This window comes from Sulfuricurvum sp. (assembly GCF_023250475.1).
In the GTDB taxonomy this organism is placed as follows: Bacteria; Campylobacterota; Campylobacteria; order Campylobacterales; family Sulfurimonadaceae; genus Sulfuricurvum.
The window spans coordinates 18,124-33,360 of the sequence record NZ_JAHFAQ010000007.1 but is presented as its reverse complement, the minus strand read 5'-3'; the positions used below and the strand labels follow the sequence as shown (position 1 = coordinate 33,360).

Below are 15,237 nucleotides of genomic sequence, written 5' to 3'. Positions count from 1 at the left end.
CGGCTCCATATTTCCTTGGAGAACATAACGATCTCCCAATTTCTCTTTTGCAAGAGCCATAGGGGTACTCCAGTCAACACCGAATACATCGAAATTGCCGTACACTTGATCCAAAAATGCCGGAATCCCTTTAGGAAACATGATAATAGGGATATGAGGGTATTTTTCTTTCAAATAGTCGGCGATCTCGACCATGTAACTCCAAGAGAACTCATCGTATCGGCTTGGCTCAATCGCTGCGGCCCAGCTATCGAAAATTTGAACGACATCGATACCCGATTGGATCTGTTTTTCCATATAAAGCTTGACGACGTCGGTCACTTTACGGAGGATTTTATGAAGAAGGTCCGGATTGGAATACATCATCTTTTTGCAAAGATTGTATGTTTTTGTCCCTTGTCCCTCGATCATATAAGTTGCCAGTGTCCACGGTGCGCCGGTAAATCCGATAAGGGCTTTGTTATCGTCGCGCTCATCAAGCTTCGCTCTTAAAATTTTGATGGTATCGTAAACGTAGGTGAGTCGTGATGCAGCTTCATCATCGCCGATAAGCTCATTCAAATCTTCTTCCGAGGAAATCGGTTTGTCGAAAACAGGACCTTCTCCTTTGATGAAATCGAGTTTCATCCCCATCTCATTCGGTACAACCAATATATCACTGAATAATATTGCCGCATCCACCCCAACCAAATCGACAGGCTGAATGGTGACCTCCGCGGCCATATCGGGTGCATGGCAGAGGTTGAGGAAATTTCCGGCACGTTTACGAACTTCCATATACTCAGGAAGGTAACGTCCTGCTTGACGCATCATCCAAACCGGGGTGTAAGGTGTCTCTTTTCCAAAACACGCATCAACGAAAATTTTACTCATGGTGACCTACTTTACTAAGAAAATATAGACCGACGGCAACGGCTGTGATCGAGAGAGCAAGATAGAGTAATTCTAACGCTCCGGTAAATACGGTATGACCTACTTTCTGAAAAAAACCGACGACCAAAACCATAACAATGACTTTGGAAATTTTATCTTTTAGCTGATCAAGCGAATGAACAGCTAAAAGCTGGTTCTCTTTCCCGTGCTCGTCCTTGGCCGGATCGATGTCGGAGATAAACAGTTCATACAAACCGAAGGAGAATATAATCATAACGACACCGATAAGGTATAAGTCAACTGCTCCGATGATACCGCCGACTACTTCTTCGTGGAAATGTGCCGGATGAGCGTGAGTGGCATAAACACTAATAACATACCGCATCGTATTATAGACATCAAAACTCGCGATCGTAAACAGGATAAAAGCTCCAAGCAACCCGAATATCACGGCTAAAACAATGATGAACCGTGAACTCCAGAGTCCCTTTTCAAACAAATTTTCGATGAAATTCATCGCTATTCTCCTTGCATCTCTACCCATTTTTGGGCAATTCGTACGGCATTGGTTGCGGCACCGACACGAAGATTATCGGCAACAACCCACATGTGAAGAACATTGTCCCGGTAAATATCGCTGCGGATACGTCCTACAAACGTCTCATTTTGATCCATACACAGCGACGGCATCGGGTAGATATTTTCTTCCGGTGTATCGAGAACGATAATATTGGGAGCTTTGCGAAGCAGCTCACGCGCTTCATTCGCATCTACCGCACCGTCAAAAGTAAGGGTAAGGGTTTCCGCATGACCGCGAAGGGTTGGAATACGGACACACGTCGCACTCACTTCGATATCTTTGTGCATAATTTTTTGGGTTTCGTTCACCATTTTGAGCTCTTCTTTGGTGTATCCGTTATCGGTGAACGAATCGATTTGCGGAATAGCGTTGAGTGCGATTCGGTGAGCAAATTTTTTAGGTTCCATATCATCGAGTTTGAAAGCGAAAAAGGCTTGCATCTGTTCCACGAGTTCTTCCATCCCCGTTTTCCCCGCTCCTGAAGTTGCCTGGTAGGTACTGACGTCGATTCGTTGCAGATCATAAGCATCATCAAGCGGTTTAAGGGCTTGGACCATTTGGATGGTAGAGCAGTTAGGGTTGGCGATGATACCTCGATTGCGCCATTGGGCGATATCTTCGGGGTTCACTTCCGGAACAACGAGAGGGACGTCGTCGAACATACGAAAATGGCTGGTATTGTCGATGACAACGGCTCCCGCTTTGGCAGCATAAGGGGCAAACTCTGCCGATACACTTCCACCGGCACTAAAGAGAGCGATTTCAATCTCTTCTTCGTCAAATACTGTTGGAGTCAACTCTTTGATCACGAGGTCTTTGTCATTGAACGTAATCGTGCTTCCTGCACTTCGTGCACTTGCCATCGGGACAAGTTTGTTTAATGGAAAATCGATCTCTTCGAAAATGCGTAAAATTTCTTCTCCGACGGCACCGCTGGCACCGACGATCGCAACGTTATATCGTTTCATAGGAGGCTTTCCTTAAGGATGAATGAGATCACCCGTGAATATTTTTCCGCGATTATAGCGAATGGGGGCTTTTAAAACTTTGATAAATTTAGGACAGAGAGCTAAATCCGCCCCAATCCGCGCGCTTCTAAAAAGAGATCCTCGGTATCAATAATTTCTCCGTCACTCAAAATTGCAGAACGCTCTACTACAGAGATAAGTTCACGAATATTCCCCGGCCAATTATAGTTCTCTAAAGCATTGCGTGCACTTGCCGTAAAGGATTTGGTATCAAAACCGTACTGAGTACAATAGCGCTCCAGCGCCGCTTCAGCAATGGAGAGTATCTCTTCACGACGTTCGCGAAGGGGAGGAATAACAAGGGGGATAGTACTGAGTCGGTAATACAAATCTTCCCGAAATTTCCCTTCACCGATTTTGGTATGAAGATCCGCGTTGGTGGCACATATAATCCGTACATCGATTTTTGTATTTTTTGAAGCACCCAAACGACGGACTTCCCTCTCTTGCAAGACACGCAGAAGTTTGGCTTGGAGGGGGTAGGGCATTTCGGCGATTTCATCTAAAAAGAGCGTTCCCCCCTCAGCCAGTTCAAACTGTCCCGTTTTTGCTTCGGTTGCATCGGTAAAAGAGCCCTTTTCAAAGCCGAAAAGTTCGCTCTCGATAAGGTTGTCGGGAATAGCTGCCATATTGATCGCGATAAAGGGTTTGGAAGCACGATGGGAACTTTCATGAATATGGCGTGCAAAAACCTCTTTGCCGACGCCGCTTTCACCTAGGAGCATCATACTTGCATCGGTTACCGCAGCTTTGGCGACACGACCAAGAAGTTTATCCAATACCGGGGAAGAACCTAGAAAATTATCGGCTTGCAGAGGCTCTTGGCTAAGAGCTTTTTGTGATTTTTTCGCAACGGTTGCCGTTCTCTCTATGGCCGTAACCAGTGTTTCGATTTCGAACGGTTTGAGGAGAAAGTCTTTCACTCCGAGCTGAATGGACTCAATAGCACGGGTGAGGGTGGCATTTCCGGTGATGATGATTACTTCGAATTTCCCCCCAAGGGTTTTTACAAATTCGATTCCGTCCATTCCGGGCATATTGATATCACTGATCACCAGTTGAAAAGTATCATCGAGTTTTTTAAGGGCATCACGTGCATTTTTGAAGGTATGAATTTCGTATTTTTCATAGTCGCTCATCGCAATTTCAAGCGACTTACGCATATTGATATCATCTTCAACAATTGCAATTTTCATTAGCAAACCACCGCTTATTTAGTTGCGGTTATTGTAACAGACTCATCATTAAACTCGACTGCATAGCATTTTGTCGGGAGGGTAAGCGAATTCAGTAGCTGTGTATGAGATACCCCAACGATATCATTGCTTTGGATATGAAGTTCTTGGGATGAGGCAAACTCTAAAAAATTGTTTTCTTCTCGTTGCAATACGGATTCTAATCGTTCATTGGGTGTGCATTTTAAAATTAATGAGGGTGAGTTATTTGAAGCGATACAAGGCTGCATCGCTTTGGAGATCGAAAGTGTTTCATTGATAGGTTGGGCATTTTTGGCAGTAAGCCGATACCCGATATAGTAGTTATCAGCTTTAAGGGCGAGAGTCGTGATTAGCGCAAGACTCGTGAATAGGAAAGGGAAATTTCCATTTCGACTTCGCACAGACCCTCTTTAAATGTAGTATTGGTAATATTGGCACCGCGCACAAGCGCTTCTACGGATGTACGTGTTGTGGATTGCATGAGCATCATATTTTTGATGGTATCTTGCCCCTCAACTTCAACCCCTTTTACTTTCTCTGCAATTAGACGATAGCCGTCTACCATAGCGGCACGTTTGGCTAATGCATATGCTTGTGCGGGAGAAGCGGTGACGGATGGTGCAACGCCTTGTCCTACCACGGTAATTACAATTTCATTTTGTGATTTCAAAATCGGTTCGACACAATGACCGTCAGTACCGCTGTAGACACATTTGACTTTGGATTCAGGTTCATCGGGGGATAAAAATCCCGCGTGAAGTGCGGGAATAGTGAAAAGCAGTGCAAGAAGAGCAGAGATTCGCATTCGGGTTCCTTCGGGTAATTTTGGAATAATTACCCTAATTAAGCAAATATTATTCCAACTCTAAGGTTGTCTCACCCTCTTCATTTTCGTCTTCTTCATCTTCTTTTTTCGGACAACGGGAAATACTTGCGACATCATCACCTTTGATGATATAAACACCGCTGGTATTGCGTCCTGATTTGGCGATTGTCTGCATATCGACACGAATCATTTTACCCGCTTTGGTAAGCGCCATCATGTCCATCGTCTCATCCACCATCAGACAACCCACCACGGTGGTTCCGGTTTTTGCGTTGAGTTTCATTGCGATAACACCGGTTCCTGCGCGGTTAGTGAGGCGGTACTCTTCTGCCGTAGTACGTTTTCCGATCCCTTTTTCACTCACCATGAGAATCTCTTCTTCATCGGACTTGATAATGTTGGCATCGACGACGACATCGCCCTCTATTTTAAACTTGATACCGCGAACACCACGGGTACTGCGTCCCTGATCACGGGTTTTCTCGATTTCGAATTTGATACATTGCGCGTATTTGGTCACAATAAAGAGATATTTCGTCTCTTCGGTCGCGATGTGGGCGGTGATCAATGCATCATCGTCATCAAGGACAATCGCACGGACACCGTTACTTCGGATATTCGAGAATTCATTCAACGCGGTACGTTTGACGACACCGTTTTGGGTAAAGAATACCAATGATTTTTTCTCATCAAAATCGGTAGTCGGGATGATGGAACGGATTTTCTCATCGGCTTCAAGGTTGATGAGATTGACGACCGCTTTACCTTTGGCCGTGCGTGATCCCTCAGGGATTTTGTACACTTTGAGCCAGTGGAGCTGTCCGCGATCGGTCACGAACATCAGTGTATCATGAGTATTGCACGTATAGAATTTCTCGATAAAGTCATCATCGTAGGTGGTTACGGCGATTTTGCCTTTGCCCCCTCGGATTTGTTTCTCATACGCTACCAACGGTACACGTTTGATATATCCGCGATGAGAGATGGTAACGACCATCGGCTCGTTCGGGATCAAATCTTCGATATTGATATCATCGTAATTGTCTTCGATATCGGTGACACGAGGAATGTTGAATTGCTCAACGAGTTCGACGAACTCCCCTTTGATGATATCTTTGAGAACTTCTTCACTGCGGAGAATGCTCTCTAGGTAGTCGATATGAGCTAAAATCTCTTTAAGCTCGTTTTCGATTTTATCCCGCTCTAAACCTGTGAGGCGCTGTAAACGCATATCCAAAATAGCTTGGGCTTGGATCGGAGAAAAACCGAACTCGGAGATTAATCCGTTTTTCGCCGCTTCGCCGTCGTTACTTGCACGGATAAGTTTGATGATCGCTTCGATATGGTCGAGTGCTTTTTTCAAACCTTCCAAGATATGGGCACGTGCTTTTGCTTTTTCGAGATCGAAAATAGTGCGGCGGATAATAACCGTTTTACGGTGATTGATAAAATGCCCCAACATTTCCAAAAGGGTGAATACACGAGGTTCTTGGTTAAAGACCGAGAGCATAATGATCCCGAATGTCGTCTCCATATTGGTTGATTTGTAAAGATTGTTGAGGACGATTTCGCTCATCGCATCGCGTTTAAGCTCGATAACGACGCGGATACCTTCACGGTCAGACTCATCGCGGATCTCGGAGATACCTTCGATGAATTTGTCTTTGACCAAATCGGCGATACTTTCGATCAAACGCGCTTTATTGACTTGATACGGCAGCTCATCAATAACGATAACGTCTTTGTTCGCTTTTTTCTCGATATGGGTTTTGGCACGGATACGGATACGTCCGCGTCCTGTTTCATACGCGTCTAAAATCCCTTTTTTACCGTAGATGGTTCCCCCCGTAGGAAAATCGGGAGCTTTGATAAACTGCATAATATCAATAAGTGAGGCATTCGGATTGTCCATAAGATAGACAAGCGCATTGAGAACCTCATTCGGATTATGAGGAGGGATATTGGTCGCCATACCGACGGCAATACCGCTTGAACCGTTAATAATAAGGTTCGGGACACGTGTCGGAAGAACTTCGGGCTCGAAAGTGGTGCCGTCGTAGTTCTCGATCATATCAACGGTATCTTTTTCAAGATCTTTGAGAAGCTCTCCCGCATAACGGGTCATTCTCGCTTCGGTATAACGCATGGCTGCTGCGCTGTCTCCATCGACCGAACCGAAGTTTCCTTGTCCATCTACAAGCGGTGCGCGCATGGCAAATGGCTGTGCCATACGAACCAAAGCATCGTAAACCGAGGTATCACCGTGAGGGTGGTACTGACCGATAACATCCCCGACGATACGGGCTGATTTTTTATATTTGGCACCCGCGGAGAGGCTTAGTTTGTCCATAGCATAAAGGATACGACGGTGAACCGGTTTGAGACCGTCACGTACATCCGGAAGTGCTCGTCCGATGATAACGCTCATAGAGTAATCGAGATAACTGCTCTTTAGAGTGTCTTCTATATTAATGTCATTTATTTCGCTGTTGTCTAGCAGATCGTTCATGCGGTCCCCAAAAGTGAAGATAATATGGCTGATTATATCCGAACGAGCCTTAAATTCTTAAAATCTATTTTTTTAGCTTTAATTTGCTTAATTAATTAAATAAGGTTACAATTGTTCTAGATATTATAGGTAGTATGGAGTTTAGTATTAATGAAAAAAATCGAAGCGGTTATCAAACCTTTCAAGCTTGAAGATGTAAAAGATGCTCTCGCCGAAATCGGTATTACGGGTATGACGGTCAGTGAAGTCAAAGGCTACGGCCGTCAAAAGGGGCATAGCGAGTTGTATCGGGGCGCGGAATATGTCGTTGATTTTCTCCCAAAGATTAAAATGGAGATGGTCGTAGATGATGAAATGGTGGATCAAGTGGTCAATACCGTTGTCGAAGCGGCCCGTACCGGTAAAATCGGAGACGGTAAAATTTTTATCAGTGATATAAACAAAATTATCCGTATTCGCACGGGTGAAACCGACAGCGACGCAATATAATCTGCTAAACATACAATAGTTCAAAGCGCAGGCTTTGAACCCGCAATCATTTTTATCTTCGATGCTATTAAAATATCGCTAAATTCACAATTTTTATTTCACACAACACATTGATTAAAATTTAATCAATAATCTGCACACGCTCATTTGGATTACTCTGTACAATGGTATTTGACATTTTAGTTAATTCGGACATTAAAAAGTCCAAACAAGGAGAGAAAATGAAAAAGTGGCTTTTAGCTTTATCGCTACTTGGTGTATCGGCGTTTGCTGATGACGCTAATGCAACGGTTGCAGCAGCAGTTGCGGCACCTGTACTTAATACAGGGGATACTGCATGGATGATGATGTCAACAGCATTGGTTATGTTGATGACACCGATCGGTTTGGCATTGTTTTACGGCGGAATGACAAGAGCGAAAAATGTTCTTAATACGTACGCAATGGTATTCGGTGCTTTTGCAGTCGCGATTATTGCCTGGGTAATCGCAGGTTTCTCTATCGCATTCGGTACGGCTGAGGGTTCAATGAACCAAGTCATCGGCGGATTTTCAAATGTGATGCTCAATGGTATCAGCTGGACTGATTTTGCTAGTGTTGAATTGGGACAACTTTATCCTAAATTTGTATTTGTTGCGTTCCAAGGGACATTTGCAGCTATTACCATTGCGATTGTGGCAGGTTCGGTTATCGAACGTATGAAATACTCGACATGGATGGTATTTGCGTTTATCTGGACAATCGTCGTTTATTCTCCGATTGCTCACATGGTATGGGGCGGCGGTTACCTCTTCAACGAAGGTGCTCTTGACTTCGCAGGTGGTACGGTTGTTCATATGAACGGCGGTTTGGCTGGTCTTGTTCTTGCTCTATTGATCGGTAAACGTGCGGGCTATCCAAAAGTAGCGATGAAACCGGCTAGTGTTATTTTGACCGCTGTGGGTGCCGGTTTACTCTGGTTCGGTTGGTACGGATTTAATGCCGGTTCAGCTTTCGGTGCGAACGCAATCGCCGGTGTAGCATTCCTTACAACAACCATTGCGGCTGCGGTAGCAACGGTAACATGGATCGTAGTTGAGTACGCAGTGTTCAAAAAACCGACCCTTCTTGGTGCAGCTTCAGGTGCGATCGCAGGGTTAGTAGCGATTACTCCGGCAGCGGGATTCGTAAGTGTCGGCGGTGCATTGATTATTGGTGCAGTAGGGGCGGTAGTAGCATTCTTCGGTGTAACGGCGCTCAAGAAAAAATTGGGTTACGATGATAGTTTGGATGCATTCGGAGTTCACTTCCTTGCAGGTCTTTGGGGTGCGATTGCAACCGGTGTGTTCGCTCTGTATACGCCAAACAGCGATAACGCGCTTCTTTGGGCTGGACCGTTGAAAGATGCGGGTGATCGTATGGGACAAATCATGGTTCAAGCCGAATCGGCTCTATTGGTCGGGTTATTTACTTTGGTCGGTACGGTCGTAGTGTACTATGTAGCAATGGCATTAACCGGCGGTTCTCGTGTTAACGAAGAGCAAGAGAGCCAAGGTTTGGATGAATCAGTACACGGTGAACGTGGATTTAACCTATAAGAAGGAATGAACAATGAAAAAAATTGAAGCGGTTATCAAACCATTTAAATTAGAAGACGTAAAAGATGCTCTTGCCGAAATCGGTATTACCGGTATGACGGTAAGCGAAGTCAAAGGCTACGGTCGACAAAAAGGGCACAGCGAGTTGTATCGTGGTGCTGAATATGTCGTTGATTTTCTCCCTAAAATCAAAATGGAGATGGTCGTGGATGATGCGATGGTGGATCAAGTGGTCAATACCGTTGTTGAATCGGCTCGTACTGGAAAAATCGGTGACGGTAAAATCTTCGTCAGTGACATTAGTAAAATCGTCCGTATTCGTACGGGTGAAACAGATATCGAGGCGATTTAATAACACGCAATCGGAACTCGTCCCGATTGCTACGTTAACACTGGGTTTACTTCAGAAGTCAAGCCCAAGCACGCGAGCGTGCAATTTATTCGATTGATTAAAAATTAATCAATTCTTCTCCTCAAATCCATTTAGTTGGATATATAATGCACACCTTTATCTTAAACTAAAGGTGCCGCATGGATACTGCTTACGTTATTGACACCCTCTTTGCCCTCTTTTCAATTACCCTGATTATATTAATGGTTCCCGGTTTCGCGATGCTCGAAGCAGGTTTGGTTCGGACAAAAAACGTCTCCAGCGTTTTGACCGTTAACGTTATGATTTATGCGGTGGCGTCGATGGCTTTTATTTTGGTTGGGTTTCATCTTGCATTTGGCGATTTTCATAGTAGCACGATGAGTCAATGGGCATTTTTTATGTTCCAAATGGCGTTTGTCGGTAAAGCGATCAACATTATGAGCGGTGGGGTGGGTGAACGTGCCCGCCTTCTCCCTTTAACCCTTTTTACGGTTGTAATGGGTGCATTCATCTATCCGACAGCGGTGAACATCAGCTGGGGAAGCGATTGGATCAAAGATACGTTACTGGATATCAATATGGTCGATTTGGCAGGTTCTACCGTTATCCACTCTACGGGGGGATGGGCATTGCTTGCGGCTATTTTGGTCATCGGAGCACGTAAAGGTCGCTATGTCGGAGGTCAAATGCGTGTTATCCCCGCTTCAAATATCCCGTTGGTGGTTTTGGGAGCGATGTTGCTTTGGATCGGTTGGTTTGGATTTAACGGCGGTTCTGTCGGAGGTATTTCGACGAAAGCGTTGGCCGATAGCGTCGCATTGACGATTTTCAATACCAATCTTGCAGGGTTGACAGGGGCAATATCTGCCGGAATTTTAATCTATGTACGCTACAAATTGTTTGATATTACAATGATTCTCAACGGCGCCCTTGGCGGATTGGTTGCGGTTACGGCAGGGGCTCATCTGTTCTCTCTTTATGATGCGTTAGCGGTCGGATTTATCGGCGGTCTTTTGGTGGTGGTTGCGATTCCGCTATTTGATAAAGTACGCATTGATGATCCGGTCGGGGCATTGTCGGTTCATTTGGTAAACGGTATTTGGGGGACACTTGCGGTGGGAATTTTCGCAAGCGACGTTGCAAACAATATAACCCTATTGAATCAACTCAAAGGGATTGCCGAAATTGCACTTTTTGTATTTCCGGTTTCGTTTGTTATTATCTATCTTATCAATAAAGTATTCCCTTTCCGTGCAAGTGATGAGGAACAGCAGCAAGGGCTTGATGTCAGCGAGTGCGGTCTTGAAGCCTATCCTGAGTTCAAACGCGCTATTTAATATCGACACTTAACACTTTTGTAACACTTCTTCTCTATTCTTCCATGGGGCTTTCGGCCCCGTAAAAGACTCTTTTAACCACCGCGTTGTATAATTTGTTAATGTTGCTTGAAAAGGGAAAATATGTCTATTTATCGTGAGTATGATATCCGTGGAATTTTTGAAAAAGAGCTCAACGACGCGAATGTTACCCGTTTGGGGTATGCATTGGCGGAGGAGATGCGTCAATTTGGCGACTATGTTGCGGTCGGTTATGATGCCCGTTCACACTCTCCTGTTTTGTTTGAATATCTTACTGCTGGTTTGAATGCCGGAGGGATGAAAGTTCTGGGGATGGGGATGGTTCCTACTCCGGTCAACTATTTTTGTAACTATCAGGAGTTCGATGGGGTAACACCGTGCGCTTCGGTAATGATTACCGGTTCACACAATCCGAGCGAATACAACGGATTTAAAATTACGATCAATAAAGCACCATTTTTTGGAGAGCAGATTTATACGTTAGGCCGTAAAATCGATGTAATGGATATGCCAATCAAAGTCGAACGTCACGTGGTAGAGATTGATGCACTAAGCCGCTATAAACGGTTTATGGTTGAGTCATTTGGTCATTTGCGCGCCATGAAAGAACGGATTGTGTATGACTGCGGCAACGGAGTCGCTGGATTGGCGGTTGAGGAAATTTTCAAAGAGCTTGAACTCACTACCAAAGGGATATATGTCGAGCCGGACGGTACTTTTCCGAATCATCACCCCGATCCGAGCGAAGAGCATAATCTCGAAGATATTAAAAAACTCCTTGCCGCAGAGGGGGACATCGCATTTGCCTATGACGGTGATGCCGACCGTATCGCCGTCTTGACCCCTAGCAACAACATCAAGGGGGACATGATGGCATTGCTGTTTGCCCTCAAGATGAAAAATCCGACCGTAATCGGTGAAGTAAAATGTTCACAAGTGATGTACGACACCCTACGTGAGCGGGGTGCGACGGCGGTGATGTACAAAACGGGTCACTCGAATCTCAAAGTGAAAATGAAAGAGCTTCACGCCGATTTGGCATGTGAAGTGAGCGGTCACGTCTTTTTTGCCGACCGTTATTTCGGATACGATGATGCGATTTACGCGACGCTTCGTATGCTCGAACTGATCCATGAAGGGGTTGATCTCGATGCCGAGATTGCGAAGCTTCCCAAAGTATTTTCGACCGAAGAGATCAAAGTGAAAACAACGGAGCAAGAGAAATTTCCGTTGATGGCAAAGTTGAAAGTATTGCTACAAACTCCTCCTGCATCGTTTCCGGCGATCAAAGAGATTATCGATGTAGACGGTGTTCGCGTTATTTTTGATAAAGGGTGGGGATTGGTACGTGCGAGCAATACGACGCCGGTATTGGTGACCCGTTTCGAATCGACCGAGCAGGCCGAAGCGATCCGTTATGAAGAGGCTCTGAATGCTCTCATCCAAGAAGCACAAAAACAGTTAAAGGTCTAATGATGAAATCAATTACTTTGACAATGCCGCTCGATATGCATCTGCATCTTCGTGACGGAGAGATGTTAGAGACCGTTGCACCGCTGACGTCGTACAGTTTTAGCGGTGCGCTCGTAATGCCGAATCTTGTCCCTCCGGTGACGACGCTTGATGGGGTCAAAGAGTATAAAAAACGGATTAAACACGCTATAGGACGGGATGATTTTGAACCTTATATGACCCTTTTTTACCAAAACTATAGTAAAGCATTTTTAGAGAGTGTTCAAGATGAGATTACCGCCATTAAACTCTACCCAAGCGGTGTAACAACGAACTCGGAAGGGGGAGTAAGCTCCTTTGATATCGAGTTGATGCGTGAAACGCTCGAAGCGATGAGTGATCTGGGGATTATCCTCTCAGTTCATGGAGAGACCAACGGGTTTGTGATGGATCGGGAAGCGGAGTTTATGTCTGTTTATGAGATGTTGGCAACCAATTTTCCGAAGCTCAAAATCGTTATGGAGCATATTACGACTGCCGATGCGGTAGCAATGCTGGATCGTTATGAAAATCTTTATGCAACGATTTCGGTACACCATCTCATCATCACCCTCGATGATGTAGCGGGGGGGATGCTTCGACCCCATCTGTTTTGCAAACCGATCGCCAAACGTCCCGAAGATCGCTCTGCACTTTTGAAAGTGGCGCTTGAAGCCCACCCGAAAGTGATGTTCGGCTCCGATTCGGCGCCTCACCCGAAACATACGAAAGAGTCCTGCGGATGCGGGGCAGGGGTCTTTACCGCACCCATCGCATTACAGTTGCTGTGCGAGGTATTTGATTCTCATGATAAACTCGATAATCTACAGTCGTTTGTGAGTGATAATGCTCAGCGTATTTACGGTATCTGTGCCGAATTTAAAGAGATTGTGTTGGTGAAACACGATTTTGTGGTTCCCGAAATCTACGGCAGTGTCGTACCGATGAATGCGGGAGAAACGTTGAAGTGGTCGATAGAGCGTGTTGACTAAGATTTTACTGCTGGAGGATGATTTGCTTTTTGGCGAATCGATCGTAGATGTGTTGGAAGAGGAGGGCTTTGAAGTCACCTTGTGCCGTAATGGACAAGCTGCTCTTGATGAGACCTATAAAAACCGTTTTGATCTTTATCTTCTGGATATCAATGTTCCTCTTATAGACGGATTATCGCTTCTGCAAGAGCTTCGCCGTGCCGACGATACCACTCCGTGCATTTATCTCTCTTCCCATCAGGAGATTGAAACGCTCACAAAAGCTTTTGAAATAGGGGCTGAGGATTATCTCAAAAAACCGTTCGATACCGATGAACTGCTTATTCGAATACATGCACTTCTGCGCCGTAGCAAGGGAAAAGTGCGTCATTGTGCCGGTGAGCTTTGTCTTGATGAAACACATAAATGTGTTTTAATGGGGGGCAGAGAGCTCTCGTTTTCCCTGAAAGAGTATCAGCTGATGGCTCTTTTTATCCGAAATGCCGGTGAAATTGTCACCAAAGAGACGATTATGGATACCCTTTGGACCCCTTCGGAGATGATTAGTGACGGGGCGATACGGGTTTATATCAATCGTCTCAAACAGGAGATCGGATCGGAGTTGATCGTCAATATCCGCGGAGTAGGGTATCGTCTTGTTCCGTAGTGTCGAAATTGCATTGGCATCGTTGTATGTAACTACGACCGGTATTTTGATTGCCGGTATATATTATGTGCATGATGTGCTTGGCGTTCAGCAATGGGGAATTATTGCATTCGTCTCATTGATTATCACTCTGGTTGCGGGCAGTATATTGGCAAAAATTGCGATCACGCCTCTACGGGAGCATTTTGACCATTTGGAGCGTTTCTCCAAAGAGACTCTCCATGAACTGAATCTCCCGATCAATACGATCACCGCGAATGTTCAGATGCTCCGCAAAACACATACCGATGAGAAAAGCATTAAACGACTTGAGCGGATCTAGATTGCGGCTGAGATGTTGAAAGAACGCTACAACGAACTCGATTATTTGATCAAAAAACAGAGTGAACGGGAGAAAATCGAGGCTTTTGATCTGCGTGAAGTGATTGAAGAGCGTCTGATGTTTTTGCGTTCTCTCTATCCGAGTGTTGTTTGGGAAGTTAGCCTTGATTCTTGTGAAGTCAATTGCGATCGGATCGGATTGGGGAAAGTGATCGATAATTTGATTGAAAACGGGGTGAAATATTCACCCAAACACCCTATAATCACGATTACACTTCGAGAGAATACTCTGAGTATTTGTGATCAGGGGATAGGGATGGACGAAATTACCCTGATCCATATTTATGATCGCTATTACCAAAGCGACTCGACGATGGCGGGTTATGGGATCGGTTTAAATCTGGTGAAGCGTTATTGTGATCGTTACGGTATCGGATTGCACATCTCTTCGCGGCTTGATGCGGGGACATGTGTCAAACTTGAATTTAAAAAAAGGGAAATAGATGGAAAATAGTTGGCTCGGCTGGGCACATAATGTTGTGGATTATGGGATTATCGGAATTTTGGTGATGATGAGTATTGTATCGTTATGGCTCTTTATTGAGCGCTTAATGGCGTACAGCGCAGTTCGTATCGGTGATTACGAGAGCAAAGAGGAGCTTGAACTTGATTTAGGCGATAACGTCAGCACCATCGCGACGATCGGCTCAAACGCTCCGTATGTAGGACTTTTAGGGACTGTTCTAGGGATTATGATTACGTTTTATTCTCTCGGTGATGTCGGAGCGGTTGATCCTAAAAAGATTATGACAGGGCTTGCATTGGCACTCAAAGCAACGGCGATGGGGTTAGTGGTGGCGATCCCCTCTATCGTGTTTTACAATATTCTGCTCCGTAAAATGGAACGGCTGCTGACGCAGTGGGATATTATCGCCCACAAAAGCCGAGGATAATCTC

17 protein-coding genes are annotated in these 15,237 nt (G+C 45.1%); 10 read left to right on the top strand and 7 right to left on the bottom strand.

Features of this window, described 5'->3' with window-relative positions; all coding sequences use genetic code 11:
• The 7 genes from hemE to gyrA form a co-directional block, all read right to left on the bottom strand.
• Positions 1-873: uroporphyrinogen decarboxylase (gene hemE, locus Q0C19_RS01650; RefSeq protein ID WP_295052217.1), on the bottom strand; the 873-nt coding region annotated here is incomplete at its 3' end.
• The gene (locus Q0C19_RS01645; RefSeq protein ID WP_295052215.1) at positions 866-1,390 is read right to left on the bottom strand and encodes a YqhA family protein; all 525 of its coding nucleotides are present in this window, start codon (positions 1,388-1,390) and stop codon (positions 866-868) included. The genes hemE and Q0C19_RS01645, both read right to left, overlap by 8 nt.
• A 2-nt stretch (positions 1,391-1,392) precedes the next feature.
• Positions 1,393-2,421 carry an aspartate-semialdehyde dehydrogenase gene (locus tag Q0C19_RS01640; protein ID WP_295052213.1) on the bottom strand — a complete coding sequence of 343 codons (1,029 nt, stop codon included), beginning with the start codon at positions 2,419-2,421 and terminating at the stop codon, positions 1,393-1,395.
• Positions 2,422-2,522: 101 nt separating this feature from the next.
• Positions 2,523-3,677: a sigma-54 dependent transcriptional regulator gene (locus Q0C19_RS01635; RefSeq protein ID WP_295052211.1), complete on the bottom strand. Its 1,155-nt coding sequence runs from the start codon at positions 3,675-3,677 to the stop codon at positions 2,523-2,525.
• 14 nt (positions 3,678-3,691) lie between these two features.
• Positions 3,692-4,099, bottom strand: a complete 408-nt coding sequence (locus Q0C19_RS01630) for a hypothetical protein (RefSeq protein WP_295052209.1) — start codon at positions 4,097-4,099, stop codon at positions 3,692-3,694.
• Positions 4,048-4,503 (bottom strand): hypothetical protein, encoded by a 456-nt coding sequence (locus tag Q0C19_RS01625; RefSeq protein WP_295052207.1) that lies wholly within the window; start codon positions 4,501-4,503, stop codon positions 4,048-4,050. The genes Q0C19_RS01630 and Q0C19_RS01625 overlap by 52 nt, the downstream gene beginning before the upstream one ends.
• 49 nt (positions 4,504-4,552) lie before the next feature.
• Entirely contained in the window at positions 4,553-7,033 is a 2,481-nt protein-coding gene (gene gyrA / locus Q0C19_RS01620) for a DNA gyrase subunit A (RefSeq protein WP_295052204.1), read from the bottom strand.
• Between the two features lie 150 nt (positions 7,034-7,183).
• On the opposite strand from gyrA, the gene Q0C19_RS01615 reads away from it, so the two are divergent.
• From Q0C19_RS01615 to exbB, 10 genes are all read left to right on the top strand, one after another.
• Positions 7,184-7,522, top strand: a complete 339-nt coding sequence (locus Q0C19_RS01615) for a P-II family nitrogen regulator (protein WP_013460939.1) — start codon at positions 7,184-7,186, stop codon at positions 7,520-7,522.
• Positions 7,523-7,743: 221 nt separating this feature from the next.
• Positions 7,744-9,099, top strand: coding sequence for an ammonium transporter (locus Q0C19_RS01610; RefSeq protein WP_295052199.1), 1,356 nt, complete (start codon positions 7,744-7,746; stop codon positions 9,097-9,099).
• 13 nt (positions 9,100-9,112) lie between these two features.
• A complete protein-coding gene (locus Q0C19_RS01605; protein WP_295052196.1) occupies positions 9,113-9,451 on the top strand; it encodes a P-II family nitrogen regulator in 339 nt (112 codons plus the stop codon).
• A 179-nt stretch (positions 9,452-9,630) separates the two neighbouring features.
• Positions 9,631-10,809: an ammonium transporter gene (locus Q0C19_RS01600; RefSeq protein ID WP_295052193.1), complete on the top strand. Its 1,179-nt coding sequence runs from the start codon at positions 9,631-9,633 to the stop codon at positions 10,807-10,809.
• A gap of 123 nt (positions 10,810-10,932) precedes the next feature.
• Complete coding sequence (locus tag Q0C19_RS01595; protein ID WP_295052190.1) at positions 10,933-12,303, top strand: phosphomannomutase/phosphoglucomutase; 1,371 nt, start codon at positions 10,933-10,935, stop codon at positions 12,301-12,303.
• A gap of 2 nt (positions 12,304-12,305) precedes the next feature.
• Positions 12,306-13,313 (top strand): dihydroorotase, encoded by a 1,008-nt coding sequence (gene pyrC / locus Q0C19_RS01590; RefSeq protein WP_295052187.1) that lies wholly within the window; start codon positions 12,306-12,308, stop codon positions 13,311-13,313.
• Positions 13,303-13,959, top strand: coding sequence for a response regulator transcription factor (locus tag Q0C19_RS01585; protein WP_295052184.1), 657 nt, complete (start codon positions 13,303-13,305; stop codon positions 13,957-13,959). Before pyrC ends, Q0C19_RS01585 begins: the two co-directional genes overlap by 11 nt.
• A complete protein-coding gene (locus tag Q0C19_RS01580; protein WP_295052182.1) occupies positions 13,949-14,281 on the top strand; it encodes a hypothetical protein in 333 nt (110 codons plus the stop codon). Before Q0C19_RS01585 ends, Q0C19_RS01580 begins: the two co-directional genes overlap by 11 nt.
• Before the next feature lie 12 nt (positions 14,282-14,293).
• On the top strand, positions 14,294-14,794 hold the full coding sequence (locus tag Q0C19_RS01575; RefSeq protein WP_295052180.1) for an ATP-binding protein: 501 nt from the start codon (positions 14,294-14,296) through the stop codon (positions 14,792-14,794).
• Complete coding sequence (gene exbB, locus Q0C19_RS01570; protein ID WP_295052177.1) at positions 14,784-15,233, top strand: TonB-system energizer ExbB; 450 nt, start codon at positions 14,784-14,786, stop codon at positions 15,231-15,233. Before Q0C19_RS01575 ends, exbB begins: the two co-directional genes overlap by 11 nt.
• The last annotated feature ends 4 nt before the right edge of the window (positions 15,234-15,237 follow it).